Source organism: Streptomyces sp. NBC_00207 (assembly GCF_045160965.1).
Lineage (GTDB): Bacteria > Actinomycetota > Actinomycetes > Streptomycetales > Streptomycetaceae > Streptomyces.
On the sequence record NZ_CP130715.1, the window covers coordinates 1,317,152 to 1,343,588 of the forward strand.

Annotated in this window: 25 protein-coding genes and 1 pseudogene; 13 read left to right on the forward strand and 13 right to left on the reverse strand. The window is 73.9% G+C overall.

All coding sequences use genetic code 11. From position 1 onward, the window contains the following. Positions 1–24: 24 nt before the first annotated feature. The 3 genes from OG472_RS06660 to tdh all read right to left on the reverse strand — a co-directional run bounded on the left by OG472_RS06660 (position 25) and on the right by tdh (position 3,449). Positions 25–939: a LysR substrate-binding domain-containing protein gene (locus OG472_RS06660; protein ID WP_401603615.1), complete on the reverse strand. Its 915-nt coding sequence runs from the start codon at positions 937–939 to the stop codon at positions 25–27. A 153-nt stretch (positions 940–1,092) separates the two neighbouring features. Beyond that, positions 1,093–2,301, reverse strand: a complete 1,209-nt coding sequence (locus tag OG472_RS06665) for a glycine C-acetyltransferase (RefSeq protein WP_383564244.1) — start codon at positions 2,299–2,301, stop codon at positions 1,093–1,095. A 119-nt stretch (positions 2,302–2,420) separates the two neighbouring features. Then, entirely contained in the window at positions 2,421–3,449 is a 1,029-nt protein-coding gene (gene tdh, locus OG472_RS06670; RefSeq protein ID WP_405828449.1) for an L-threonine 3-dehydrogenase, read from the reverse strand. Positions 3,450–3,660: 211 nt separating this feature from the next. On the opposite strand from tdh, the gene OG472_RS06675 reads away from it, so the two are divergent. Continuing rightward, complete coding sequence (locus OG472_RS06675) at positions 3,661–4,569, forward strand: alpha/beta hydrolase fold domain-containing protein (RefSeq protein ID WP_401603617.1); 909 nt, start codon at positions 3,661–3,663, stop codon at positions 4,567–4,569. A 51-nt stretch (positions 4,570–4,620) separates the two neighbouring features. Here the strand turns inward: OG472_RS06675 and OG472_RS06680 are convergent, their stop codons facing one another. Continuing rightward, a complete protein-coding gene (locus tag OG472_RS06680; RefSeq protein WP_383564238.1) occupies positions 4,621–5,358 on the reverse strand; it encodes a class I SAM-dependent methyltransferase in 738 nt (245 codons plus the stop codon). A gap of 113 nt (positions 5,359–5,471) precedes the next feature. Next, positions 5,472–6,401, reverse strand: a complete 930-nt coding sequence (locus OG472_RS06685; RefSeq protein WP_405828455.1) for a LysR family transcriptional regulator — start codon at positions 6,399–6,401, stop codon at positions 5,472–5,474. Positions 6,402–6,544: 143 nt separating this feature from the next. Between OG472_RS06685 and OG472_RS06690 the strand changes: the two genes are divergently transcribed. Beyond that, entirely contained in the window at positions 6,545–8,011 is a 1,467-nt protein-coding gene (locus OG472_RS06690) for an MFS transporter (protein WP_405941126.1), read from the forward strand. After that, positions 7,980–10,163 carry a SpoIIE family protein phosphatase gene (locus OG472_RS06695; protein ID WP_405941127.1) on the forward strand — a complete coding sequence of 728 codons (2,184 nt, stop codon included), beginning with the start codon at positions 7,980–7,982 and terminating at the stop codon, positions 10,161–10,163. Before OG472_RS06690 ends, OG472_RS06695 begins: the two co-directional genes overlap by 32 nt. 6 nt (positions 10,164–10,169) lie before the next feature. On the opposite strand, the gene OG472_RS06700 is transcribed toward OG472_RS06695, so the two are convergent. Together OG472_RS06700 and OG472_RS06705 are read right to left on the reverse strand one after the other, a co-directional pair. Next, a complete protein-coding gene (locus OG472_RS06700; RefSeq protein WP_405828460.1) occupies positions 10,170–11,990 on the reverse strand; it encodes a glycoside hydrolase family 15 protein in 1,821 nt (606 codons plus the stop codon). A gap of 88 nt (positions 11,991–12,078) precedes the next feature. Continuing rightward, positions 12,079–12,642 (reverse strand): DoxX family protein, encoded by a 564-nt coding sequence (locus OG472_RS06705; protein WP_405828462.1) that lies wholly within the window; start codon positions 12,640–12,642, stop codon positions 12,079–12,081. Positions 12,643–12,761: 119 nt separating this feature from the next. Between OG472_RS06705 and OG472_RS06710 the strand changes: the two genes are divergently transcribed. Continuing rightward, positions 12,762–13,226, forward strand: a complete 465-nt coding sequence (locus OG472_RS06710) for a MarR family winged helix-turn-helix transcriptional regulator (protein WP_401603627.1) — start codon at positions 12,762–12,764, stop codon at positions 13,224–13,226. Between the two features lie 55 nt (positions 13,227–13,281). After that, complete coding sequence (locus tag OG472_RS06715; RefSeq protein WP_401603629.1) at positions 13,282–13,578, forward strand: DUF1232 domain-containing protein; 297 nt, start codon at positions 13,282–13,284, stop codon at positions 13,576–13,578. A 33-nt stretch (positions 13,579–13,611) separates the two neighbouring features. On the opposite strand, the gene OG472_RS06720 is transcribed toward OG472_RS06715, so the two are convergent. From OG472_RS06720 to OG472_RS06730, 3 genes are all read right to left on the reverse strand, one after another. Further along, a complete protein-coding gene (locus OG472_RS06720) occupies positions 13,612–13,983 on the reverse strand; it encodes a VOC family protein (RefSeq protein ID WP_401603632.1) in 372 nt (123 codons plus the stop codon). 65 nt (positions 13,984–14,048) lie between these two features. Beyond that, positions 14,049–14,684 (reverse strand): alpha-ketoglutarate-dependent dioxygenase AlkB, encoded by a 636-nt coding sequence (locus OG472_RS06725; RefSeq protein ID WP_405941128.1) that lies wholly within the window; start codon positions 14,682–14,684, stop codon positions 14,049–14,051. 122 nt (positions 14,685–14,806) lie between these two features. Further along, a complete protein-coding gene (locus OG472_RS06730) occupies positions 14,807–16,069 on the reverse strand; it encodes an MFS transporter (protein WP_405828466.1) in 1,263 nt (420 codons plus the stop codon). Positions 16,070–16,438: 369 nt separating this feature from the next. Between OG472_RS06730 and OG472_RS06735 the strand changes: the two genes are divergently transcribed. The 7 genes from OG472_RS06735 to OG472_RS06765 all read left to right on the forward strand — a co-directional run bounded on the left by OG472_RS06735 (position 16,439) and on the right by OG472_RS06765 (position 23,577). Further along, the gene (locus OG472_RS06735) at positions 16,439–16,666 is read left to right on the forward strand and encodes a CbtB-domain containing protein (RefSeq protein ID WP_030708804.1); all 228 of its coding nucleotides are present in this window, start codon (positions 16,439–16,441) and stop codon (positions 16,664–16,666) included. 12 nt (positions 16,667–16,678) lie between these two features. Next, positions 16,679–17,509, forward strand: coding sequence for a CbtA family protein (locus OG472_RS06740; RefSeq protein ID WP_405828468.1), 831 nt, complete (start codon positions 16,679–16,681; stop codon positions 17,507–17,509). 95 nt (positions 17,510–17,604) lie between these two features. Continuing rightward, a complete protein-coding gene (locus OG472_RS06745; RefSeq protein ID WP_319721281.1) occupies positions 17,605–17,955 on the forward strand; it encodes a metalloregulator ArsR/SmtB family transcription factor in 351 nt (116 codons plus the stop codon). 113 nt (positions 17,956–18,068) lie between these two features. Beyond that, complete coding sequence (locus OG472_RS06750; RefSeq protein WP_405834788.1) at positions 18,069–19,406, forward strand: MFS transporter; 1,338 nt, start codon at positions 18,069–18,071, stop codon at positions 19,404–19,406. Positions 19,407–19,525: 119 nt separating this feature from the next. After that, positions 19,526–20,932, forward strand: coding sequence for a hypothetical protein (locus OG472_RS06755; RefSeq protein WP_401603640.1), 1,407 nt, complete (start codon positions 19,526–19,528; stop codon positions 20,930–20,932). Between the two features lie 60 nt (positions 20,933–20,992). Continuing rightward, on the forward strand, positions 20,993–22,306 hold the full coding sequence (locus OG472_RS06760) for an AAA family ATPase (RefSeq protein WP_405941129.1): 1,314 nt from the start codon (positions 20,993–20,995) through the stop codon (positions 22,304–22,306). Next, a complete protein-coding gene (locus tag OG472_RS06765) occupies positions 22,303–23,577 on the forward strand; it encodes a DUF2201 family putative metallopeptidase (protein ID WP_405828472.1) in 1,275 nt (424 codons plus the stop codon). Before OG472_RS06760 ends, OG472_RS06765 begins: the two co-directional genes overlap by 4 nt. Here the strand turns inward: OG472_RS06765 and OG472_RS06770 are convergent. After that, positions 23,523–24,427: pseudogene (locus OG472_RS06770) on the reverse strand (alpha/beta fold hydrolase). The gene OG472_RS06765 and the pseudogene OG472_RS06770 overlap by 55 nt on opposite strands. Before the next feature lie 77 nt (positions 24,428–24,504). Between OG472_RS06770 and OG472_RS06775 the strand changes: the two are divergent. Next, the gene (locus tag OG472_RS06775; protein WP_405828474.1) at positions 24,505–25,140 is read left to right on the forward strand and encodes a sigma-70 family RNA polymerase sigma factor; all 636 of its coding nucleotides are present in this window, start codon (positions 24,505–24,507) and stop codon (positions 25,138–25,140) included. Here the strand turns inward: OG472_RS06775 and OG472_RS06780 are convergent. Together OG472_RS06780 and OG472_RS06785 are read right to left on the reverse strand one after the other, a co-directional pair. Further along, positions 25,137–25,682: a DM13 domain-containing protein gene (locus OG472_RS06780; protein WP_401603649.1), complete on the reverse strand. Its 546-nt coding sequence runs from the start codon at positions 25,680–25,682 to the stop codon at positions 25,137–25,139. The genes OG472_RS06775 and OG472_RS06780 overlap by 4 nt on opposite strands. 116 nt (positions 25,683–25,798) lie before the next feature. Beyond that, on the reverse strand, positions 25,799–26,392 hold the full coding sequence (locus OG472_RS06785; protein WP_401603652.1) for a GNAT family N-acetyltransferase: 594 nt from the start codon (positions 26,390–26,392) through the stop codon (positions 25,799–25,801). Positions 26,393–26,437: the final 45 nt, after the last annotated feature.

Sequence of the window (26,437 nt, forward strand, 5' to 3'; positions counted from 1 at the left end):
CATCGGCGGTACGGCGTACCGCGCTCAGTGCGCCGGGAGCCGCTCCGACTCGCGGACCAGGGCGGCCAGCACGGGGGCGATCAGCGGATGGGTCTCGCCGCCGCGGCGGGTGGCGGCGAAGACCCGGCGGGTGGCGGCCGGGCCGGTCACCGGTCGGACCTGGACCTCCTTGAGGTCCATGCCCCGCAGCGCCGAGCGCGGTACGAGGGCCACCCCGGCCCCGGCGCCCACCAGCGCCGTCACGGCGCGGAAGTCGTCGGAGGAGTGGACGAACCGGGGCTGGAAGCCCGCCAGTTCGCAGGCGAGCAGCGTCACGGCGTGGCACGGGTTGCCGGGGTACTGGCCCACCCAGTCCGAGTCGGACAGGTCGGCCAGCGACACCGCGGGCGCGTCGGCCAGCGGGTGCCCCGAGGGCAGCACGGCGTCGAAGGGCTCCGCGTACAGCGGGAGGACCGACAGCCGGGCGTCGTCCGCCCCGGGCCCGCCCCGGTACTCGACCGCGAGAGCCACGTCCGCCTCGCCGTCCAGGAGCAGCGGCAGGCTCTGGTCGCCCTCCGCGTCCCGCACCCGCAGCCTGATGCCGGGCTGCTCCAGTGCGAGCCGGGCGATCGCCGGAGCCAGGACCTCCGCGATCCCCGTCGCGAAGGCGGCCACGGTGACCTCGCCCGCCGAGCCGCCGGCGTACGCGGCGAGTTCGGCCTCCGCCCGCTCCAACTGCGCCAGCACCTCGTGGGCATGGCCGAGGAGGATCTCACCGGCAGCGGTGAGCCGTACGCCCCGACCGCTGCGGGTGAGCAGCGCGTGGCCCGTCTCCTGTTCCAGCGCCGCGAGCTGCTGGGAGACGGCCGAGGGGGTGAGGTACAGGGCTGCGGCCGCGGCGGTCACCGTACGGTGGTCCGCCACGGCCCGCAGGATGCGCAGCCGGCGGGGGTCGATCACCCCTCCATTGTCGCAGGCCACACGGGTCCCTCGGGCCGCAGAGGCCGCTTTCGCCACCCCCACCGCCCTTGCCGCCCGGACCGCTCCGACCTCACAAGCCCCTCGAGCCCCTCGGCGACTCGGGCGACTCGGACCCGGGGCGGTCTGCGCCGGTCAGGCCTTCTCGGCCGCCAGCGCCGCACGGGCGTCGATGAAGGCGGCCACCGCGCGCTCCACGTCGGCCGTCGAGTGGGCCGCCGAGAGCTGCACGCGGATGCGCGCCGCGCCCATCGGCACCACCGGGTAGGAGAAGCCGATCACGTAGACCCCGCGCTCCAGGAGCAGCTCCGCCATCCGGGCCGCCTCCGCCGCGTCGCCGATCATCACGGGGGCGATGGCGTGGTCGCCGGGGAGGATCTCGAAGCCCGCCTCGGTCATCTTCGTGCGGAAGAGCGCGGTGTTGGCGGCGAGCTGCTCCCGCAGGTCGCCGGCCGACTCCAGCAGATCGAGGACCTTGAGGGAGGCCGCGGCGATGACCGGGGCGAGGGAGTTGGAGAAGAGGTACGGGCGCGAGCGCTGGCGCAGCAGCTCCACGATCTCGGCGCGCGCCGCGACGTAACCGCCGGAGGCGCCGCCGAGGGCCTTGCCGAGGGTGCCGGTGATGATGTCGATGCGGTCCATGACCCCGTGCAGTTCCGGGGTGCCGCGGCCGCCGGGGCCGACGAAGCCGACGGCGTGCGAGTCGTCGACCATGACCATGGCGTCGTAGCGCTCCGCCAGGTCGCAGATCTCGGCGAGCGGTGCCACGTAGCCGTCCATGGAGAAGACGCCGTCGGTGACGATCAGCTTGCGGCGGGCGCCGCCCTCGGTGGCTTCCTTAAGGCGGGCTTCGAGCTCGGCCATGTCGCGGTTCGCGTAGCGGAAGCGCTTGGCCTTGCTCAGCCGGATGCCGTCGATGATCGAGGCGTGGTTGAGGGCGTCGGAGATGACCGCGTCCTCGGCGCCGAGGAGGGTCTCGAAGACTCCGCCGTTGGCGTCGAAGCAGGAGGAGTAGAGGATCGTGTCCTCCTGGCCGAGGAAGGCCGACAGCCGCGCCTCCAGCTCCTTGTGCACCTCCTGGGTGCCGCAGATGAAGCGGACGGAGGCCATGCCGTAGCCCCAGCGGTCCAGTGCTTCCTTCGCGGCGGCGACGACCTCGGGGTGGTCGGCGAGTCCCAGGTAGTTGTTGGCGCAGAAGTTGAGGACCTCTCCCGCCGTGCCGCCCGCGGTGACGGCGACGGCCGCGCTCTGCGGGGTGCCGATGACGCGCTCGGGCTTGTGCAGGCCGGCGGCACGGATCTCGTCGAGGGTGGTGCGCAGGTCCTCGCGGACGGACTCGAACATGGGTGCGTTCTCCTTGTGCGGCGGAGTCGGACGAAGAGGAGGGGGCCGGGCCCCGCGGAGGGGGGAGGGCGTGCGGGGCCCGGCCGGAGGGAGATGGTTCAGTGGGCCCGGTCCGGCGGTTACGCCGTCCAGTCCAGGATGATCTTGCCGCTGCGGGCGGTCGCCGCCTCGTCGAAGGCGGCCTCGAAGTCGCGGTGCGAGTAGCGGCCGGTGATCACGGGGCTGAGGTCGAGCCCGCCCTCCAGCAGCACCGTCATCGCGTACCAGGTCTCGAACATCTCGCGGCCGTAGATGCCCTTGATGGTGATCATCGAGGTGACGACCTTCGCCCAGTCCACCGGGAACTCCTGCGCGGGCAGGCCCAGCATGGCGATCTTGCCGCCGTGCGTCATGTTGTCGATCATGTCGCGCATGGCCTCGGCGCGGCCGGACATCTCCAGGCCGACGTCGAAGCCCTCGCGCAGGCCGAGCTGGGCCTGCGCCGCGGCGATCGAGGACTCGGCGACGTTCACCGCGAGGGTGGCGCCCGCCTTGCGTGCGATCTCCAGCCGCTCGGGGCTCACGTCGGTGATGACGACGTTGCGGGCGCCGGCGTGCTTGGCCACGGCCGCCGCCATGATCCCGATCGGGCCGGCGCCGGTGATCAGCACGTCCTCGCCCACCATCGGGAAGGACAGGGCCGTGTGCACGGCGTTGCCGAAGGGGTCGAAGATCGCGGCGACGTCCAGGTTCACGGTGGTGCGGTGCACCCAGACGTTCTGCGCGGGCAGCACCACGTACTCGGCGAAGGCGCCGTCCCGGCCGACGCCGAGCCCGATCGTGCTGCGGCACAGGTGGCGGCGGCCGGCCAGGCAGTTGCGGCACCTGCCGCACACCAGGTGGCCCTCGCCGCTGACCAGGGCGCCGATCTCGATGTCGCGGACGTCCGCGCCGAGCGCCGCGACCTCGCCGACGAACTCGTGGCCGAGGACGAGCGGGGTCTTGACCGCGCCCTGCGCCCAACCGTCCCAGGCCCGGATGTGGAGGTCGGTTCCGCAGATGCCGGTGCGCAGCACCTTGATCAGCACATCGCCGGGGCCGTACTCGGGCTCGGGGACGTCCATGAGCCACAATCCGGGCTCGGCCTTGTGCTTGACGAGTGCCTTCATGGGGTGGCTCCAGGCATGCGGAAGGGGGCGCCGCGGGCGTGCGGGCCCGGACGGCGTCGGTGACGGGCACCAATCTGCCGATCGGCGCGGTGATCAGTCCATCGAGACTTTCTTAAGCGGGTCGACAGCGCAGCTTCACGCCTATGCTCCTCAGGTGACGGGGCAGGGTCCCGCGCCGGCGGCGGCGCGGGGAAAAGGGGAGGTGAGGGGCGTGCCGAGTCTGCGCAGCAGGGCGCTGTCGGCGGCGCTGATGGCGGCGGGACGGCGAAGACGGTTCGCGAGCGCCGAGGCGGTACGGACCAGGGTGGCGCAGTCCGCCCGCCGGCCCGCCTCCCATCTGCCGCCGCGTTCGCTGGGCCGGGTCGCGGACATCTCGCGGACCTTCGTCGGGGCCTGGCCCGTCTACGACGTCTCCCCGCTCGGGAGGGAGCCCGCGGCGCAGGTGCTGTACGTGCACGGCGGCGGGTACATCAACGAACTGGTCCGCCCCCACTGGGCGCTGATCCGGACCCTGGTCACCCGGGCGCGGGCGCGGGTCGTCGTACCGGCGTACATCCTCGCTCCGCGCGGTACCGCCGACCGGAACGTCCCGGTGGCCGCCGATCTGCTGAGCGGCCTGATCGCGGGCGGCGGTGGCGGCGGGACGGTGCTCATCGGGGACTCGGCGGGGGCCGGGCTGGCGCTGGCGGCCGCGCAGCGGCTGCGCGACCGGACCGGCGCGCAGCCCTCCAGGATCGTGCTGATCTCGCCCTGGCTGGACGTGACCATGAGCCATCCGGACCAGGCGGCCATCGAGGCGGCCGATCCGATGCTGGGCCGTCCCGGGCTGCGGGAGGCCGGCCGGCTGTACGCGGGGACCCTGGCCGCCGACGATCCCCGGGTGAGCCCGCTGCACGGGAGTTTCGCGGGGCTGGCGCCGCTGACGGTGTTCGCCGGGACCCGGGACGTGCTGATCACGGACAGCAGGGAGCTGCTGCGCCGGGCCCGTGCGGACGGCGTCGAGGTGGAGTTCCACGAGGCGGCGGGGCTGCCGCACGCGTACCCGCTGCTGCCGGTGCCGGAGGGGCGGGCGGCGCGGGACCGGATCGTCGAGCTGATCAGGGCGACGGCGGAGCTGTGACCCGGCGGCGGAGCCGTGCCCTGCCCGCCCGTGACCGCGGAACAAGGTGCGCTACGCCGTGCAGGTCATCAGCGAGCTGATCGGCCAGGCCCGGTACGCCGTCCAGTACGCCTCGTCGCGCACGGCGTCGGCGGGCGGGGTCCGGTTCGGCTGCCATCCGACGGTGGCGAAGCCCGCTTCGACGGCCGCCTCGGCGAGGTCGGCGTGGGCCCACTCGCGGAACTCGAAGGGCACCGGCGGCTCGGTCAGGAAGTGCGCCTTCAGCAGCGGTGCGTCGCCGTCCGGGATCCGGTCGAGGATGCGGACCCCGTACGGCGACCAGTCCACGCGCGGGAAGGCCCCCGCGTTGGGCACGATCGCCAGCAGCCGCCCGCCGGCGCGCAGGTTGGCGCGGACGGACCGGAACATCGCGTGCAGGGACCTGCGGTCGGGCGCGTAGCTGAAGACGTACGCGGCGGTGGCGAGGTCGAAGGGGCCGAGGTGGGGAAGGCCGGCGGCGTCGGCGACGTGGTACTCGACGTCCGGCCGGTCCTTCGTGGCCTCGTGCTCCCGGGCCAGCCGGATCATCTCCTCCGAGACGTCCACGCCGACGGTCCGGCGGGCCCCGCCCCGGGCCAGCAGCCGGGTGTTGTAGCCGTATCCGCAGGCCAGGTCGAGGGCGTCGAGCCCGCGGACCCCGCCGAGCGCGTCGAGGGCTCCGTGCAGTGTGTAGGTGTCGGCCGCCGAGAAGGCCGCCGTGGTCTTGGACTCCGCGTAACGCTCGCCGATGGTGTCGTACTGGAACCGCATGCTCTGCCTTCCGGGGGCCTGCCGGGGGTGGGACGCGTGCGTATCGTGCCCCGCGGCGCGACCGGGGGCGGCCCGTGCACCCGTACGTCCCCCGGACGAGGGAGGCGGTCGGCCTATCGCGGGCGCTCGGGCCCCTTCCGGCCGGTCGGGACCAGCTCGCGGGCGCAGCCGCGCAGCCAGGCGTGCGCCGGGTCGGCGTCGTGGCGCGGGTGCCAGGCCATGCCGAAGGGCAGGGGCGGCAGGGCGAGCGGTATCTCGAAGGTCTCCAGCCCCAGCGCGGCGGCGAGCGGCGCGACCTGGGTGGTCAGCAGTCCGACGAGGTCGCTCTCGCGCAGGACGAACAGGGAGGCGGGGAAGGTGCCCACGCTGCCCACCACGCGCCGGGACAGACCCTGTTCGGCGAGGGCGGCGTCCACCGGGCCCTCGAGGCGGCCGCGCCGGGAGGCGGTCAGGTGCTCGGCCGCGGCGAACCGGCGCACCGTGAGGCGGCCGCGGAGCAGCGGGTGCCCGCGGCGTACGACGCCCAGCATGCGCTCCTCGGACAGGTGCTCGACGCGCACTTCGGGGGAACGGGTGTCGACGACGCCGAGTTCCAGGTCGGCGACGCCTTCGCGCAGCGCCGGGACGTCCACGTGGCTCTCGGGGAGGAAGCGCAGCCGCACTCCCGGCGCCTCGCGGGTCACCCGGGTGAAGAGCGTGGCCCCGTAGACGGCGGTGAAGGCGTCGTTGGCCAGCACGGTGAAGGTGCGGGTGAGGGTGGGCAGGTCCACCTCCGCGCCGGTGAGGAAGAGGGCGCGGGCCCGTTCCACGACGGCGCGGACCTCGCCCTGCACGGCGAGCGCGTGCGGGGTGGGCACCATGACCCGGCCGGCCCGGACCAGGACGGGGTCGCCGAGGGCCTTGCGGATCCTGCCGAGGGTGCGGCTCATGGCGGGCTCGGACAGGTGCATGCGGGCCGCCGCCCGGGACACGCTCGCCTCCTCCAGGAGGACGTCCAGAGCGACGAGGAGATTCAGATCGAGCCCGGATTGCGTCACACGCATGGATCCCTTGCATAAGTTGCACTGGAAAGCAGGTCGGCTCAACCCTACGGTGATCCGAGGGCGATGGCCGTTGCCGGCCTTCCCTTCCCCTTCTTCTTTCTTTCTTCCTTCCGCCGTACCGCCACCGACTCCGAGGAGGAGCCGTGCTCCGCCATGCCGTCGCGCAGGGTCCCACCGTCCCCGCGCCCTCCCTCACCCGGCCCGCCCTGCTCGCCCTGTGCGCCTGCGTGCTGGTCGCCCAGGGGATGGTCGCTGCCGTGAACCTGCTGATCCCGCAGCTCGCCGCGTCCGACCTGCATCCGGATCCCGGCGAACTGCTGTGGTCGGTGGACGCGTACGTCATCGTCTTCGCCGCGCTGCTGATCCCCGCCGGGGCGCTCGGCGACCGCTACGGACGCAAGGGCGCCCTGCTCGCCGGGCTCGGCCTGTTCGCCGCGGGCGGGGCGGCCAGCGCGCTCGCCCAGGCCCCGGCCGTGCTGATCGCCGGGCGCGGTGTGTGCGGGGCGGGCGCGGCCCTGATCATGCCCGCCACCATGTCCGTGCTGGTCCACCTGAGTCCGCCCGAGCGCCGCGGCCGCGCCCTCGCCACCTGGACGCTGTCCGCGGGCCTCGGGGGCCTTGCGGGCAATGTCGGCGGCGGCCTGGCCGGGGAGTACCTGACCTGGCGGGCCCTGTTCTGGGCCGTCGTCCCGCTCGCCGCGCTGCTCGCGCTCGCCGTCGCCCGTGCGGTTCCCCGTACTCCGTCGCAGCCCGCCGCCGCCGTCGACCCCTTCGGGGCGGCACTGCTCGCGGGTGCGCTGCTCGCCGTGGTCTACGGGATCATCGAGGGGCCCGCGTACGGCTGGGCCTCGGTGCAGGTGCTGACCGCCTTCGGCGCGGGTGCGGGGCTGCTCGCCGCGTTCACCGGCCACACGCTGCGCGCCGCCCGGCCGCTGCTCGACCCGCGGATCTTCGCCTCGCGGAGGCTGCGTGCCGGGACGCTCGGCATCGGGACCGGCTTCTTCGGGCTCTTCGCCCTGTTCTTCGTCAATGCCCAGTACCTCCAGTACGCGAAGGGCTTCTCCCCCGCCGAGACCGGGTTCGCGATCGTCCCGCTGACCGTCGGCATGGCCCTGGTTCCCAGGTTCGGCGCCCGGCTGCAGGAGCGCACCGGGCCGCGGCTGCCGGTCGGCGCCGGGCTCGGCCTGATCGGGGCGGGGCTGCTGCTGGTCTCCACCGCGGACGCGGGCACCCCGTACCCCCTGTACGCGCTCTCCCTGCTGGTGCTGTCCGTGGGCACGGGCCTGTCCGCCCCCTCGCTGACGCTGACGGTGGTCGCCGAGCTGCCCTCCCACCAGGCCGGGCTCGGCTCCGGGCTGAACACCGCGGCCCGGGAGATCGGCGCCGCCCTCGGGGTGGCGGTGGTCGGGACCGTGCTGGCCTCGCGCTTCCACGGGAACCCGCAGGATCCGGCCCAGGTCGCCGCCTTCACCGACGCGATGGGGGCCGCGCTGCGCACGGTGGCCGTGGCGCTGTTGTGCGCGTCGGCCGCGGTGGTGGCCGGGTACCGGGCCGCAGGGCGGCGCGGGCGCGGCCGGGATGCAGTGGCCGCCGCGGAGGGCGCATCCTGACTGTGTGATCGCGAGAGCGGACAGCGGCGGCGTCCCGGCCACTGATGGCATAACTCAGGCGCTCGCCCGGGCGACCGTGCGCGCCGTGGAGGCCGTGGGTGGGTACGCGGGCGGTGTCTACATGCGCTCGCCCACCGCCGGCCTCCTGCTGCTGGCGGTGTTCATGGGACTGCCGCTGCCGCTGTTCCGCCCGTGGTGGCGGATCCAGGTGAACCGCCCGTACCCGCCCGCCGAGGCCTACCGCACCGGGCAGGCCGTGCACCTGGCCGACGCGGAGTCGGCCGTGGGCCGCTTCCCGCAGCTCGTGGCCAGCCTGCCGTTCCCCTTCGCCTCGCTGTACGAGCCGGTGACCGCCGGGACGCAGCGGTTCGGCGTGCTGCTGGTGCTGCGCCCGGCGACCCCCGGCGTCCCGGTCGGGGCCGCCGACCGGGCGCGGTTGCGGGAGGCGGCGGACCGGCTGGCCCAGGACCTCGCAGAGCTTGCGGCGGCCGGGACGCCCGTGGAGTGGGAGGGCGACCCGGTGGCGGTGCCGACGCCGCCGCCCGACACCGGGTCCGTGGGTGCCCGCGCGGCCCTCGACCGGCTCGCACTGGCAGTGCTCTCCCTGGACCGGCAGGGCAGGATCGGTTTCGTCAACAGGGCGGCCGAGGAACTGCTCGGCCTCGCCGGCCCGCAGCTGTACGGGAAGGTGCTGTGGGAGGCCCTGCCGTGGTTGGGGCACCACGCCTACGACGACCACTTCCGGGCCGTCTTCATGTCCGGCGAGCCGGCGCGCTTCCCGGCCCGTCGCGGCCGCCACCCGCCCGGGGAGTGGCTGTCGGTGGACCTGCATCCCGCCCCCGACGGCGTGACCCTGACGATCGGCAGCACCGAGAAGCCCGCCTACGCACCCACGTCGGTGGTCCAGCCGGATGCGGCCCTGGGTTCGCCCGTCGACCAGGCCTCCGCGCTGTACCGGCCGGTGGCCCTCGCCATCGCGCTGTCGGAGGCGGTCACGGCCCGGCAGGTGTCGGCCGTGGTCACCGAGGAGCTGCTGCCGGCCTTCGGCGGCCGCCAGCTGGCGATCTACCTGCTCGACGAGCGGCACCTCTACCTCGCCTGGGAGACCGGTTTCCCGCGGGGTTTCCTCAACCGGTTCGACGGGGTCTCGCTCGATGTGCGGCTGCCGGGCGTGGAGACGCTGACCACGGGCCGGCCGATGTTCTTCGAGTCGATGGAGCATCTCGCCGCCGCCTATCCCGGCATTCCGCTGGACGCCCACGTCGGCGCCCGCGCCTTCCTGCCGCTGATCGCCTCCGGCCGGCCGGTCGGCTCGTGCATCCTGGGCTTCGACGCGCCCCGCGGCTTCAGCGCGGAGGAGCGTACGGTCCTCACGGCGCTGGCCGGCCTGATCGCACAGGCCCTGGCGCGGGCCCGGCGCTACGACAGCGAGGCGGCCCTCGCGCGCGGGCTCCAGGCGGCCCTGCTGCCGCACCGGCTGCCGGTGCGCGAGAACGTGGACACGGTCGGGCGGTATCTCGCGGGCACCGCGGGGATGGACGTCGGCGGCGACTGGTACGACGTCATCGAGACGGGCCGGAGCCTGCTCGCCCTGGTCATCGGGGACGTCCAGGGTCACGGGGTGGCGGCCGCGGCGACCATGGGCCAGCTCCGCAGCGCGGTACGGGCCTTCGCGCTCAGCGGCAGCACGCCGGAGCAGGTGATGAGGGGCACCAACCAGCTGCTCATCGACCTGGATCCGGGCCAGTTCGCCAGCTGCTGCTACGTGCTGCTCGACCCGGCGTCAGGTGCCGTCCGGGCCGTCCGGGCCGGCCACCCCCAGCCGCTGCTGCGCCACCCCGACGGCCGGACCGAGGTGCTGGACCTGGCGGGCGGGGTCGTGCTCGGCATCGACCCGGACGCCTCGTACCCGGTCACGGAACTGCGGCTGGAGACGGGCTCGGTGCTCGCGCTCTACACGGACGGGCTCGTGGAGACGGCGGGCATCGACATCGACGTCGGGGTCGAGCGGCTGCGGCTGGCCCTGGCCGCGGCCCGGCCGTCCCCGCTGACCGAGACCGCCGACCGGCTGGTCGCCGAGGCCGGCGACACCGCCGACCGGCCGGACGACATCGCCCTGCTGCTGGCGTCCCGCAAGAGCGAGGACGCGTAGGACACGTCAGCCCCGGACCCGTGAGCCTGGGTCCGTGGACCGGTCCCTGCCGCCCGCCAGGATCAGCGCGGTGTTCACCAGACCGACGTGGCTGAACGCCTGCGGGAAGTTGCCGAGTTGGCGTCCGGCGAGGGGGTCGTACTCCTCCGCTAGCAGTCCCACGTCGTTGCGTACGGCCAGCAGCCGCTCGAAGAGCTCGCGGGCCTCCTTCTCGCGGCCCGTCAGGTACAGGGCGTCGGCCAGCCAGAACGAGCAGGCCAGGAAGGCGCCTTCGTCGCCGGGCAGTCCGTCGACGGAGGGGCCTTCGGTGGTGTAGCGGCGGACCAGTCCGCTGCGGCCGAGCTCCTCCCGGACCGCGTCGACCGTCCCGACGACGCGCGGGTCGTCGGGCGGCAGGAAGCCGACCCGCGGGATGAGCAGGGTGGCCGCGTCGAGCTCGGCGGAGCCGTAGTACTGGGTGAAGGTGCCCCGCCCGGGGTCGTAGCCGCGCTCGCACACGTCGCGGTGCACCTCGTCGCGCATGGTCCGCCAGCGCTCCACGTCGCCGGGCATCGAGGGGTCGTTCTCCAGGGCGCGCACGGCCCGGTCGGCGGCGACCCACGCCATCACCTTGGAGTGCACGAAGTGCCGGCGCGGTCCGCGCACCTCCCACAGGCCCTCGTCGGGCCGGCGCCAGTTGCGCTCCAGGAAGTCGAGGAGGGCGAGCTGGATCCGCCAGGCGTGCCGCTCGGAGGGGAGCCCGGAGGACCGGGCCAGGTGCAGGGAGTCGATGACCTCGCCGTACACGTCGAGCTGGAGCTGGTCGACGGCGGCGTTGCCGACCCGGACCGGGGCGGAGGAGTCGTAGCCGCTCAGCCACGGCAGCTCGCTCTCGGGGATCCGGCGCTCGCCGGCGATCCCGTACATGATCTGGAGGTCTGCGGGGTCGCCCGCGACCGCGCGCAGCAGCCATTCCCGCCAGGCGCGGGCCTCGTCGAGGAAGCCGGTGGACAGGAGCGAGCCGAGGGTGAGGGTGGCGTCCCGGAGCCAGCAGTAACGGTAGTCCCAGTTGCGGACGCCGCCGAGCTCCTCGGGGAGGGAGGTGGTGGAGGCGGCGACGATGCCGCCGGTCGGGGCGTAGGTGAGGGCCTTGAGGGTGATCAGGGAGCGGGTCACGGCCTCCTCGTAGGGGCCCTCGTAGCGGCACTGCGCGCTCCACTCGCGCCAGTCCGCGAGGCCCTGCTCCAGCGCCTCGAAGGGGTCGCAGGGCTCGGGGCGCGGCTCGTGCGAGGGGTGCCAGGTGAGGACGAAGGCGACGCGCCGGCCGGCGGTGACCGGGAACTGGGAGCGGGTGCTGTTGGCCTCGCCCCAGGTGCGGACCGGGGGGACGCTGCGGAACCATGCGGAGTCGGGCCCGGCGACGGCGACCCGGTCCTCCTCCACGCGGCGCACCCAGGGGACGACGTGACCGTAGTCGAAGCGCAGGCGCAGGGTGCTGTGCATCCGCACGGTGCCGCTGATGCCCTCGACGATGCGGACGACGTCGGGGGCCCCGTCGCGCTGCGGCATGAAGTCGATGACCTTGGCGGTGCCGCCGTCGGTCACCCAGTACGACTCCAGGACGAGCGTGCCGTCCACGTAGGCGCGGCGGGTGCACGGCTCTCCGTCGGCGGCGTCGACGGGGGCGATGCGCCAGTGGCCGTTCTCCTCGTCGCCGAGGAGTTTGGCGAAGCAGGCGGCCGAGTCGAAGCGGGGCAGGCACAGCCAGTCGATGGACCCGTCACGGCCGACCAGTCCGCTGGTCATCAGGTCGCCGATGAGTGCGTAGTCTTCGATGGGTTGTGTCATTGGTGCGCTCTTCCCGCGAATGCCCGGGGCCAATCAGCTCGGGCCCCGGACACCCCCGTGCGCGCTACGTCAGGCTCTGGGGACCGATCTAGTCGCGTACGAGGAGCAGCACCGCGGCGAGGACCACGCCGAGGGCGACGGCGAGGGCGCCGTGCACCAGCCGGTGGGCGCGCAGGACGGGCAGGAAGCGGTCGACGGCGTACCGGCCGGGGCCGGTGAGGGCGAGGGCCGCGGCGCCCGCGGTCAGCAGCAGTTCGTACTCGATGCCCTTGGGGGCGAAGAAGGCTCCGGCGCCGTGGACGGCGATCGCGTTGATGAGGGTGCCGACGATCGCGGCGCCGGCGAGCGGGGTGAGGAGTCCGAGGGCGAGGCCGAGGCCGCCCAGGGTCTCGGTCAGCCCGGCGAGGACGGCCATGGCGTCACCGGCGGGGTAGCCGCTGGCCGTGAAGAACTGGCCGGTGCCGCTGATGCCGCCGCCTTCGAACCAGCCGAAGAGCTTCTGGGTGCCGTGGGCGGCCATGGTGAGGCCGAGGACGAGGCGCAGGAGGAGCAGGCCGGTGTCGTGGCCCGGGGTGGAGAGGGCGGTGGGCTCGGGGCGTACGGCCGGTGCGGCGGCCTGCGGCTTCGTCGTGGTGACGGAGGGGCTGGTCATGGGGGGTCCTTCCGGTCGGGCGGCCCGCTGGAGCTGGCAGGAAGTTGTTCAAATTCGAACCGCTGAGCACCGACCCTAACCATTGATTCAAATTGGAACAACCCGTGTAGGCTGGAGCCATGTCTGAACCGAGATGGCTGGACGACCGCGAGATGCGGGCCTGGAGCGGCTTCCTGGCCGCATCGGCCCTGGTGAACCGCCGTCTCGACCAACAGCTCAAGGACGAGGCCGGGCTCTCGCACCCCCAGTACGAGATCCTCGTGCGGCTCGCCGCGGCACCCGGACGCGAGCTGCGGATGACCGAGCTCGCCAACGGCCTGATCAACTCCAAGAGCGGGCTGACCTACCAGGTCACCCAGATGGAGAAGGCCGGACTGGTCCGCCGCCGCAGCTGCCCTTCCGACGTCCGCGGCGTGTTCGCCGTCCTCACCGAGGCCGGCAGCGCCAAGCTGGAAGAGGCCGCGCCGGGGCACGTGGCGACGGTCCGGGAGATCCTCGTCGACGTCCTGACCCCCGGGCAGCTCGACGCGCTCGCCGACGGGCTGGGCGAGGTCGGCCGCAGACTGCGCGAACAGGGCGCCTGAGCGGATCCGACCGCCGCCCGGGTAGCGGGAGCCGGTTTCGGGGTATAGGGGCGGCATGGACGGAAAGGTCTGGCTCACCTTGCTCACGGTCATCGCGGTGGGACTCGCGATCGCCGCTGCCGTGCTGCTCGCACGGGTCTTCAAGGCGCGACGGCTGCTGCTCGACGCGGGGATCCCGCTGCGCGACAAGGCCCTGTTCTGGGTCGCCGTGATCTACACCGTCTCGCCGGTGGACCTGATTCCGGACCCGGTGTACCTGGACGACATCGGCCTTCTGCTGCTGGCACTGCGCTCGCTGCACGCGGCGGCAGGGGCCGTCCGCACGACGAAGGAGCCGGACGCCGTCGCATGAGGCCGCGGCGGTAGGGGACGGCGCCGTACGGGCTCAGCGGTGCTGGTCGAAGAGGACCGGATTGCCGTCCGGGTCGAGGACGAGGAAGCTGCCCGGACCGGAGCCGGACTCGTCCGCCTCCGTCACGAACTCCACGCCGCCCGCCTTCAGCTCCCGCTGCAGCTCGCGGACGTCGGTGAACGAGTCGAGCGGCTGCGCGTTCGCGTCCCAGCCCGGGTTGAAGGTCAGCATGTTCTTCTCGAACATGCCCTGGAAGAGCCCGATCACGTGGTCGCCGTTCTTGAGGATCAGCCAGTTCTGCGCGGGGTCCCCGCCGAAGGCGGTGAAGCCCAGCTTCTCGTAGAACGCCCTGGACGCCTCGATGTCGCGGACGGCCAGACTCACGGAGAACGCGCCCAGATCCATGCCCATCAGCCTGGACGGGCCCGGGTGGGGCCGCAACCCCGAGGGCGGGGCCCGTAAGGCGGCGGTCAGCGGACGCCTCTGGTCCGGAACTGCACGCTGATGCGGGGCCCGACCGCCCGCACCGACTTGGGCACCGCGTGCTCCATGGTGCGCTGGCAGGAGCCGCCCATGACGACGAGGTCGCCGTGGCCCAGGGGCAGTCGCAGCAGGGTGGCTCCGCCGTCGCGGGGACGGAAGGCGAGGTCGCGCGGGTCGCCGACGGAGACGATGGCGACCATGATGTCCTCGGTGGAGGAACGGCCGGTCCGGTCTCCGTGCCAGGCGACGCTGTCGCGGCCGTCGCGGTAGAGGCACAGGCCGGCGGTGATGAAGGGTTCGCCGAGCTCGGCGGCGTAGTGGCGGGTCAGCGCCTCGCGGGCTTCCGTGAGCGAGGGGTGCGGGAGGGCCTCGCCCTCGGCGTAGAAGGCGAGCAGCCTGGGCACCTCCACCTCGCGCTCGTACATCTGCCGCCGCTCGGCGAGCCAGGGCACGTCGGCGGCCAGCCGCTCGAAGAGCGCATCGGCGCCGCTCAGCCAGCCCGGCAGGTGGTCCACCCAGGCCCCGGCGCCGAGCTCGGTGCGCCGCATGCCGCCCAGGGGGCCGAGCCTGATCTCGTCACCCTGGTCGAAGAGGGAGCCCTGAAGGCCCTGGACTGCACGCATGACCCCAGCCTAACCCCATGAACCGAACGTATGCACGAATACGGGGGCGGTCCGGCCTCGCCCCGCCCCGCAGCCCCTGCCCCGCCCCGGCAGCAGCAGGGCAGGGGCTGCGGCATGCCTGCTCAACTGCCTCCCGCGCGGATGACGTACGACCGGGAGAGGAGGGTGACGGCGACCGAGACGGCCGCGACGAGGGCGATCGCCGCGCCGGGGGCGAGGTACTGCGCCAGGCCGCCGGCGAGCGCGGCGCCCAGGCCCTGCCAGGTCATCCGGCCGGCCGACTCGACTCCCTGGACCTGCCCGCGGACCCGGTCCGGCGTCAGGTCCAGGAGCTGCTCCTGGAGGGGCAGGGTCGCCGCGAATCCGGCACTGGCGAGGAACACCGCGACCGCCACGACCGGGAGGGGCGGGTGGAACGCGAACAGCAGGAAGGGGACGGCGAGCAGCAGCCGCAGGGCGAAGGCGTGGCGGCGGCGCCCGTCGGCGCTCAGCAGCCGGCCGACGGCCAGGTCCCCGAGGAGCATGCCGGCCGACCCGGCGGCCAGGAGGGTGCCGGCGTGGCCGGGGTCGTAGGAGATGAACAGGGCCTCGCAGCCGACGATCAGGCCGTTGGGGACCCAGAGGTTCAGCAGCAGGGCCCGCCGGCCGGGGTGGGAGAACAACTCGGCGTTCGTCGTCCAGGTCCGGCGCAGTCCGGGGCGGCGGGTGAGCCGGATCGAGCGCTCGCGGACGGTGGCCGCCACCACGGCGAGTCCGAGGGCGGTCAGGGCGGCGGCGACGAGGAAGAGCCCGTGCGGGCTCAGGTACGACAGCAGTACGGCGCCGGCGGCGTAGCCGAGGATCGCCGTACCGCCCGAGGTGATGTTCATGAGCGAACGCGCGGGTGCGTAGGCGGTGTTCGGCACGATCTCGGCGAGCAGCCCCAGCCGGGTGCCGGTCCCCAGGGACTGGAAGAAGCCCAGCATCAGCAGCAGCCCGAACCGGGCGGCCAGCGGCAGCCCCGGAACGGCCTGGGTGCAGACACCGGCCAGCGAGGCGAACTGGAGGCCGACGATGGTCCGGCGGGGCCGGTTCCCGTCCGCGACCGACATCAGCGTCAGCGCGCCGAGCACCGTCGCGAACGTGGCGCCGTACATGCTCACGGCCGTCAGGAAGGGGGAACGGGTCTGCTGGTCGACGAGGGTGCCGAGGGCGAAGCCCGACAGGGTGCTCGCAGCGACGGTCAGGGTGAAGCCGGCGTAGAGGCCGGTGAACTCCCGGTTGCGGAGCAGGTCGCGGTAGCCGGTGGTGGGCCGGGAAGTGCTGGAAGACGGATCGGAGGAAGGAGAGGCAGAAGAGGCAGGAGAGGGAGAAGGGGAGGGAGAGGAAGGAAGGGAAGAAGGCATGAAAAAAGCCTCCGGACACATGCACGGGGCACGCACGCCGAAGGCCAACACGGGGATTCTAGCAGTCTTTTCCGTACCACTCCTTGGACACCCCCCGCCCCCGGCAGGGGTTTGGGGCGGAATCTTCCCTGCAGCTGCGTGTGATCAGTGACTCACGCACTTGGCCGAATGCCCGCCACACGGTAGCGTCACCGCGACATTTGCATATAGCGACGACGGCGAGACGGAAGCCCGGTGTGAATCCGGCATGGTCGCGCCACTGTGTGCTGCGGTGACATCCCCTCCGGGGGGCGCCGTGGCGAGTCAGACCCGAGGACCGTCGTCCTGCACCACCGTATGGGACGCGTTGTTCCCCGAGGAGGTTCCATCATGGCCGAGGCTGTCGCTTCCGCTGCCGTTTCCACCCCCGCCGGCTCCCTGTCGGCTCCGCTGCCCGTGCGCGCGGTCCTGCCCTGGGCGCTCTTCGTCGGTCTCCTGATGCTCGTCGCCCTGTACTTCGTGGGTGCCGAGCAGGGCGCCACGGCAGTGTTCGCCGGCGAGGGCGTGCACGAGTGGGTCCACGACGGTCGTCATCTGCTCGGCTTCCCCTGCCACTGAGAGGCCACGCACATGTACGCCTCGACTGTCAGAGGTCTGTTGGTCCGCGGCATGCTCGCGGGCCTGATCGCCGGGCTGTTCGCCTTCGCGGTCGCCTACGTGGTGGGTGAGCCGCCGGTACGGGGCTCCATCGCCGTGGAGGAGGCCCAGGCCGCCCATGACGCGGCGGGCGGCGCGAGCGCCCACGCCGGGCACGGCGGCGACGCCGCACCGGCCGAAGCCGCCGAAGAGGAGGAGGAACTGGTCAGCCGGCCGGTGCAGTCCACCTTCGGTCTGGCCACCGGCGTCCTGGTCTACGGGGTCGCGCTGGGCGGCATCGCCTCGCTCGCGTTCTCGTTCGCCCTCGGCCGCGTCGGCGGGTTCAGCCCGCGGGCCACGGCGGCGCTCACCGCCGCGGGTGCCTTCGCGACCGTCTACCTGGTGCCGTTCCTCAAGTACCCGGCCACCCCGCCGGCGGTGGGCAATCCGGACACCATCGGACAGCGCACCACGCTGTTCTTCCTGATGATCCTGCTGAGCGTGCTGCTCGGCGTCGGCGCGATCATCCTCGGGCGACGGCTGGCACCGCGTCTGGGCAACTGGAACGCGACGCTGGCCGCGGGCGGCGCCTTCGTCGTCGCCGCCGCCCTGGCGTTCGTGTTCCTGCCGGACAACAGCGACGCGGTACAGCCCGGTTTCCCCGCCGCCCTGCTGTGGGAGTTCCGGGTCGCCTCGCTGGCCGTCCAGTTGGTGCTGTGGGCGGTGTTCGCCGTCGTCTTCGGCGTCCTGGCGCAGCGGCTCCTGGCCTCGCGCACGGACGGCACGCAGGCCACGGCTCAGCAGACGGCGCCCGCCCTCGGCTGATCCCGCCCGCCCCGCCTGCACAACGGGCCCCGTCACCCCCGGCCGGGGGCGGCGGGGCCCGTGGCATTGCACCCCGGTCGCCCTACGATGTGCGCATGAGCGCAGGCACGGATCTGGCAGGTGCACAGGTTTCGCAGGAGCGGGGTGACCGGCTGGAGGTCGCCGCGTCCGTGCTGGCCCTGCTCGCGGACCGCACCCGCCTGGCGCTGATGGAGCGGCTCGCCCGCGGCGAGGCCGATGTCACCACCCTCACCGAGGCGTGCGGGGCGGCCCGGCCCTCGGTCAGCCAGCACCTCGCCAAGCTCCGCCTCGCCGGGCTGGTCACCACCCGCAAGGACGGTCGCCGGGTCGTCTACGCCGTACGCCACGGGCATCTGCGGCGGCTGGTGGACGAGGCCCTGAACGCCGCCGACCACCAGCTCGGTTCCCTGCCCCCGCACGACTGAGACGGCGACCGGCCGGACCGCCACTCGTTCGCCGGTCCAATACGTGCACAGGTGCGCACATGTTGGCTACGCTGACGTGGAGTCATCGATCCGCCGACCGGACGGGGCCGCCCGTGCTGTCCGTACTGCGCAACGGCACCTACCGCCGCCTGTTCACCGCCCAGGTCGTCGCCCTGGTCGGAACCGGTCTCGCCACCGTCGCGCTGAGCCTTCTCGCCTACGACCTCGCGGGCGCCGACGCCCCGGCGGTCCTCGGCACCGCGCTCGCGATCAAGATGATCGCCTACGTCGGCATCGCCCCGCTGATCGGCGCGGTCGCCGGCCGGATCCCCCGCCGCACCCTCATGGCGGCGATGGACCTCACCCGCGCCGGCGTCGCCTCGGCCCTCCCCTTCGTCACCGAGGTCTGGCAGATCCACGTCCTGATCTTCCTGCTCCAGGCGGCGTCGGCCGCCTTCACGCCGACCTTCCAGGCGACCCTCCCCGAGGTCCTCCCCGCCGAACACGACTACACCCGGGCCCTGTCGATGACCCGGCTCGCCTACGACCTGGAGAGCCTCTTCAGTCCGGTCCTGGCCACGGCCCTGCTGACACTGGTCTCCTACGACTGGCTGTTCGCCGGCACGGCCCTCGGCTTCCTCGCCTCCGCCGCGCTCGTCGTCGCCACCGTGCTGCCCCGGCCCGCCCCCGCCGAACCGGCCGGCGGCCTCCGCACCCGGGCTGCCTTCGGCATGCGCCTCTTCCTGGCCACTCCCCGGCTGCGCGCCCTGCTCGCCCTCGACCTCGCCGTCGCCGCCGCGGGCGCCCTCGTCTTCGTCGGCACCGTCGCCCTGGTCCGCGGCCACTTCGACCGCCCGGCCGGCGCCGTCTCGCTGGCACTCGGCGCGTACGGCGCCGGATCCATGCTGGCCGCGCTGGCCCTGCCCCGGCTCCTGCAGCGCGCCGCCGACCGTACGGTGATGCTCCGCGCCGCCTTCGCCCTCCCGGCACTGCTGGCCGCCGCGGCGGCCGTCACCTCGACCACCCCCGGCTCCTGGTCCTGGCCCGCGCTCCTCGCGGTCTGGGCCGCGCTCGGCGCCGCCTGCTCCGCCGTCCTGACCCCGGGGGGCCGCCTGATCCGGCGCTCCACCGCCGGCACGGACCTGCCCGCCGCCTTCGCCGCCCGGTTCTCGCTCTCCCACGGCTGCTGGCTGCTCACCTACCCGCTGGCCGGGTGGCTCGGCGCGGGGGCGGGCCTGCCGCCGACCGCCCTGGTCCTGGCGGCCGTCGCCCTCGTTTCCACCACGGCCGCGGCCGTGATCTGGCCCGCCCGTGACCCGTACCGGCTGGAACACGTCCACCCCGACCTGCCCTCCGGCCACCCCCACCTCGCCGACGCCCGCCCGTCCGGCGGCGGCTGGCGGCACGACCACCACTACGTCATCGACCGGCACCACCACCGCTGGCCCTGACGGACCCGCAGGTGCGCCGAAAACCCCTGGCCGGTCGCCGCCCGGGGGGTTACGATCACCGCGATGACCACTCATTCTGCTCACAGATCGGGGGTCCCGTCCGCGCAAGGTGAGTGCTGATGCTCACTCAGACCGCGTATGGGGATTCCCGCCTTTCCTTCTGGCTGCGCGTACGCGAGTACGCCGTGCCGCCGTCCATGATCGAGGCCGCGACCGCCCGCCGTTCCGTCGGGGACTGGGCCGGGGCCTGCGCCGCCGCAGGCGTGGATGTCGATCTCAATCTGCGTTCCGTGGCGCGCTCGTACGGCCACGACCTCACGGCCCGGATCCGGGCCGATCTCCGGCATCTGGCGCCCGACCTGCTGCGCTGGCACATGCCGCGCATCGCTCCCGACGGGCTGCTGCGCCCGGACCTGACCCTCTCGCTGGCCCGGTACGAGGTCGCGGAGCAGGACGGGCCGCGGGCGGGGGCACGTCGGGTCCACCTCGTCGCCCGGACCGCTCCGGCCTGGGCGGACGCCGGTCAGCGGATCAGCCTCGCGCTGTGGGACGGATCCGGCGCCTGCGGTGATCCGCGCCCCCGCGCCCGCCCCGAACGGCGGTTCCGCCTCGACCTGCACCGCCACTTGTGGGACGCCCGCAGGACCGACGAGCTGAGGGCCCGGTCCGGGGCCGGACGGCCGCCCGACGACGGGTGCCCGGAAGACCCGGAACTGCGGGGGATGCTCCCACCCGGGCACCACTGTGCCGTCGACCGGTGGAGCGACGAGGCCCGGATCCTGCTCCGCGCCGAGGCGCGGCCCCCCGGGGCCGTCACCGTACGGTTCGGCGCCCGGCGGCGACTGGTCCTGGACCTCGTCGCGGCCGGGGACCGGGACGACGGGCCCCTCGCCCTGCGGGTCGGGGCCGCGCCCGCCGACGGCAGCGTCTCCGCACTGCCGGTTCTGCCCGACGCGGCGGTCCGGGTGCTGCCCGACCTGGACCTGCTCCGCGCCGGTGCGCTCGATGCCGGGCGGCTGCACCCCCTGGTCGCCGCCGCGCTCGTACCGGGTCACGCGCCGCCCGGTCCGTCCCGGATCCCGGACCGGGCGGGGCAACCGCGCCTCGTCGAGTGCCGGGGAGCCCGGCACCGGATCGGTCTGGTCGACGGGGTGCTGGCCCCGCTCGACCACGACCCGGCCGAGATCCGCCGGGAGGAACTGCTGGCCGCGCTGACCGGTACTCCACTCCCCTGCCTGCAGGCCATCGACGCGGCGCACCGTCATCCGGACTGCCTCACCGGCGTGCGCGAACGCCTGGACCACGGTGACACCGCCGGTGCGCTGGCCGTCGTCGAGGGCCTGCTGGGTCCCGGCGCACTGCTGCGCGCCGGCGCCCTGCGCGATGCCCTGGAGGCGGCCGCCCTGCGGCGGATCACCTACGGACTGTTCCGGGCCGGCCTGGCCGGCCCCGGACCCGGCCGCATCGACCGGGGGGCCCGCCGACCCCGGCGGTACCGCTCGCACCCGCGCCAAGCCCTGCGCTGAGCCGGGGACTTCCCTCCCCCGCACCCGTTCCGCCCTCACGAACCCACAAGGTGACCGAACATGCCCGCAACCGTTCCGTTCGCTGCGACCGACATCGCCAACACCCCTTCGTCCCGAGCCGGTTCCCCCGCAGACCCCGCCGACCCGGCCGGCGCATCCCAGCTCGACATCGCCGGCGAGCTGCTGTCTCTGCTCCGCGACACCACCACCGAACCGCGCCCCGACGCACAACTGGAGGCGCTGACCCTGGCCGTGGCCGCCGATCTGCCCGTACTCCTGTGGGGCGAGCCGGGAATCGGGAAGACGGCGGCCCTGACCCAGCTCGCGGAGTCCCTGGACCTTCCGCTGACCACGGTCATCGCCAGCGTCCACGAACCGTCCGACTTCTCCGGGCTGCCCGTCCTGGGCGACGACCCCGCAGTGCAGGGCGTCCCGATGGCCCCGCCGGACTGGGCCGTCCGACTCGTACGGGCCGGCCGGGGTCTGCTGTTCCTGGACGAGCTGTCCACCGCACCGCCGGCCGTCCAGGCCGCCCTGCTGCGCCTCGTACTCGAACGGCGGATCGGCGCCCTGCAACTGCCGCCCGGGGTACGGATCGTGGCGGCCGCCAACCCGCGGTCCTCGGCTGCCGACGGCTGGGAGCTGAGCCCGCCCCTGGCCAACCGGTTCGTCCACCTGCAGTGGACCCACGACCACGAGGTCGTGGTGCGCGGACTGGGCGGGACGTGGCCCCGGGCGAGCCTGCCGCGCCTCGACGCGCAGGCGCTGCCGGCGGCCGTGGAGCACGCCCGCCGCGCGGTGTGCGGGTTCCTCGCCGCCCGCCCCACGCTCGTGCACCGGCTGCCCAGCAGCGAGACGCGGCGGGGCGGGCCCTGGCCGTCCCCGCGCAGCTGGGACATGACGCTGAGTCTGATCGCCTTCGCGACCGCCGCCGGCTCCTCCAGGGAGGTGCTCTCCCTGCTCGTCCGGGGCACCGTGGGGGACGGTCCGGCGCTGGAGCTGCTGGCGGGCATGGACCGGATGGACCTCCCCGACCCCGAGGACCTGCTCGCCGACCCGGCGGGTGCCGTCCTGCCCGAGCGGGGGGATCTGCGCCAGGCCGCGCTCGACGCGGTGGTGGCGGCCGTCCGCAAGCGGCCGGAGAAGTCCCGCTGGGACGCCGCGTGGGCGCTGCTGGTCCGGGCGCTGGAGACCGGGGCCCCGGACCTGCTGGTCGTCCCCGCGACCACGCTCGCCACGCTGCGCCAGGAGGACTGGGACGTTCCGGCCTCGATCGAGCGGCTCGCCGGGGTGGTGACCGTGTCGCGGCGGGCGGACCGGGCGGCGGACCGGGCCGCGGCGCGGACCGCGGTCCCCGTGCAGGCCGGCCGGTGAGGCCTGACGCACCGGGGACAAAGGGGACACCCGATCTCGGCCCCGGCCCCGCCCTCGACTTCGACAAGCTCTTCGCCGCCCGGCTGCAGGCCGCCCGGGTCCGGCCGTACCTGGCGACGGCTCTGTTCGCCCTGCACACCGTGGAGTCGCGGCGGGTGCCGACGATGGGCGTCGACCGGCACTGGCGGTGCTACGTCTCTCCCTCCTTCGTGGACCGGACGCCGGTGGAGGAGCTCGCCGGGGTCTGGGTGCACGAGGTGTCGCACCTCCTGCGCGACCATCACGGGCGCGGTGACCGGTACGCACGGGCGCACGGGCTGACCGGCCCGGGAGAGCGGCTGCGGATGAACATCGCCGCGGACTGCGAGATCAACGACGACGCCTTCGGGGACGGTCTGGTCGGGCCTGAGAACGCCGTGACGCCGGAGGCCCTGGGGCTGCCCGCCGGTCAGCTGATGGAGGACTACCTGCGCCAGTTCCGGCTCTCGGCGCATACGCAGGGCCTGGCGTGGCTGGACTGCGGCAGCGGCTCCGACGGCCTGGACCGGGAGTGGGAGCTGGGCCCGGACGGTGCTCACGGGCTCAGCGCGCAGGAACGGGACGCGGTCCGGTTCCGGGTGGCCCAGGGCATCAACGGCCGTCCGGGAAGCGCCCCGAAGGGGTGGCAGCGGTGGGCGGACGAGGCGTTCCATCCGCCGCAGCCGTGGCGCGACCTGCTGGGGGCGGCGATCCGGTCGGCGACCTCCGGCTCGGGCGCGGGCGAGGACTACAGCTACGGCCGTCCCTCCCGGCGTTCGGCCGGGGTGCCCGGGGCGGTTCTGCCGAGCCTGCGGCGCAGGCCGCCCCGGGTCACCGTGGTCATCGACACCTCGGGGTCGGTCAGCGACGCCGAACTGGGCAGTGCGCTGCTGGAGGTCGCCGCGATCTCCCGCGCCGTGGGCGGCCGGCGGGACCTGGTCACCGTGGTGCCGTGCGACGCGGCGGCCCGGATCGTGCACCCGTTGTGCCGCGGCGAGGGCATCCCGCTGCTGGGCGGTGGGGGTACGAATCTGCGTGCCGGGTTCGCCAAGGCGCTCCGGACGGGGCCGCGGCCGGACGTGATCGTGGTCCTTACCGATGGCCAGACCCCCTGGCCGGACACCCGGCCGCCGTGCCGGACGGTGGTGGGGCTCTTCCCCCGCGGGCGGTCGGCCCAGTGGGACGAGGACGATCCCGACTACGTGCCCGACTCGCCGCCCGAGTGGGCCCGGGTGGTGACCATCGAGTCGTGAGGGCGGGCCGGTCCCCGCCGGTCCAGGAAGGCCGTGGTGGTCGCCGCGAACCGGTCGGGGTCGTCGATCCACGGGTAGTGGCCCGCTCCGGGCTGTACGACGAGCGTGGCGTCGGGGAACAGCTCCGCGAACCGGGTCACCGTCCGGGGAGGGCTGTTCAGGTCGAACTCCCCGACGACCAGCAGTACGGGCACTTCGAGGGCGGCGAGCGCCGCACGGGTGGTCTCCGGGTCGAAGGCGCCCTCGGCCGCGAAGAGGGCGACGGCCTCGCCGTTGGCCGGCCGGCCGGCCGCGTGGTGCTGCTGCGCAGCGGCGTCCCACCGGCCGCAGAAGAAGGGCGCGACGGCCTCCCGGTCGGTTCCGGAACCAGCGCCTTCGGCGATCGCCTCCAGTGCGGCGAAGGCCACGGGGAACCACGGCTCGTCCCTCCTGAGCAGCGCGAGTTCGCGGCGCGTCTCCGCGGTGACGTTGATGCCGACGGCCCGGACGCCGGGGCCGATGAGGGCGAGTCTTCGGATGTTCTCCGGGTACCGGGCCGCGTACCGCGCCGCGAGGTTCGCGCCGCCCGAGTGCGCCAGCAGGTCGACCCGGGACAGCCCGAGGTGTTCGCGCAGGGCCTCGACGTCGCCGACCATGCGGTCGCAGCGGTAGGAGCCGGTGTCCTCGGGCACCGCGGAGCGGCCGGTGCCGCGAAGGTCCAGGAAGATGAGCCGGCGGTGCGCGGACAGGCCGCCGAGGTCGCCGAGGTAGCGGGAGTCCGAGGGCCCCCCGGGCAGGCAGACGAGCGGCTCGCCGTCCCGGTCACGCGGTAGGCGAGCCGGGTTCCGTCAGGCGCGGAGAAAGTGGGCATGCCGCGGATCCTGCCAGCCATAACCTGGTTGTACAACCAGGTTATGACGAGCCGGCAGGGAGGTGTATAACCGAGTCATGACAGGGGAAGAGGACCTGCGCGGCGACTCCCGGGCGTTGACCGAGGAGCAGGCCGAGCGGATGTTCGCCGGCATGAACGAGGTCATCCGCGCCGGGGAGGAGATGCGCAGGCTGCGCACCGAGATGATCCGGGTGCTGGCCGGGCTGGGCTGGACCCAGGACCGGATCGCCCGGCTCGCCGACATGAGCCAGCCCGCCGTGTCCAAGCAGGCCGCGAAGCACCGTACGGACGAGCCGCCGACGCCGATGGTGCTCTCGCTCGACCAGCACGACACCCCGTGGCTCGAAGGACGCCTGTGGGGCCTCGCCGAGGAGATCTCCGAGACCCTCGGCGACACCGCCCGCTGCTCCCGCTACGTGGACGCCGTCGCCCGGGGAAGGAAGCGCTTCACGCCCCGGAACGTCGACGAGCTGCGGCGTCTGGTCGAAGAGGACCTGACGCTGCACCGGGAGGAGATGCCCGCCGGCTACCGGAAGGCCTACGACCGGATCAGCCGCGGCCTCGACGTCCCGCCGAAGACCGCCGCCACCTCCCCGGCCACCGCGTCGGCCTCGGTGCGGCGCGCGCTAGCCCACCGGATCCAGCGCGACCACCTCAGCAGCGCCCCGAACGGCGGCTGGACCGGCGGTTAGACCGGCTTGAGGGCGGCGGCGCCGAAGGAGACGTCGAAGCGGTCGCACCAGATGGCGAGGCTGGTGTAGTCGGCCAGGTTCACCTCGGGCGGAACGGCGTAGTTCTGGTCGCCCTTGTTCCCCTTGAGATCACCGAGGCTGACGTGCTTGCCGTCGTCGAAGACGCGCCAGCCGGCGATGCCCTCCACGACCGGGGCGTCGGTCAGCCAGACCTTCAGGTCGGGGCCGTTGCTCGTGTCCAGGTCCTCCACGCGGAGGATGTGCGACCCGTCGGCGAGGCGGAGGAGTTTGACGGTGCCGGTGGTGGCGTGTTCGTGGCTGATCAGGGTGCCCTGGGCCACCGTTCGCGGTGCGGCGGGCGGGTTCGCCGGCGTGCTGGCGTCCGGGGCGGCCGAGACGGAGGGGACGGCCTCGTTCACCGTGTCCTCCACCCACAGCTTCCAGGGCTCGAACCAGTACAGGCCGACGGCCAGCCCGGCCGCCGCCACCACCGCGCCGCCGATCAACAGGGGCCTGCGCCGCCGCCCACGCTCAAGTACCACGCCCGGTCCTCCGTCATGCCGCTGTGCAGCGCCGCCCGTTGTGGTGACGGCGCGCCGGGGGACGCTCCCGCCCGGTCCGGTCATCAAACCATGCCCCGCCGGGCGGGCGGCGGGCGTCAGAGGTCCCAGGACCTCGGGCGTGCCTGCGCCTCCCACTCCGCACGGAGCAGGGAGAGGACGGCGACGTCGAGGCGGCGCCCCCGGTGCAGACAGGCCGAGCGCCGCACTCCCTCCTGCACGAACCCCGCCTTGGCGAGGACGCTGAGCGCGGCCGTGTTGCCGGTGTGGGTGACGGCCTGGACGCGCTGCATGGGCAGTTCACCGAAGGCGAGATCGGTCAGTGCCTGCAGGGCGTCGGAGCCGTGGCTCCGGCCCCGGTGCCGCGGATCCATCATCAGGTGGACCTCCGCGGTGCCGTCGACCATGTCCTGGTCGACGAGGGCGATGTGGCCGATCGGCGTGCCGTCCGGGAGCAGCACGAGGAAGTCGTCCCGGTCGTGGTCGTCCCGGTCCCGCTCCAGGCGCTCACGGAGCGAGGTGAGGGAACGCGGCCAGAAGCCGATCTCGTAGGCGGCCACGGGGTCGGACCGCCACGCGTGCATCAGCTCGGCGTCCTCGGCGTCGAGCGGCGCGAGGGCGACCGTCCTGCCGCGCCAGCACGGCACTCGTTCGGTCGCCGCGGGCGCTTCGTCCGGCTCGTTCTCGGTCACGGGCGGATGCTACGGGCGGCCGGACGGGGACGACGAACGATTTAC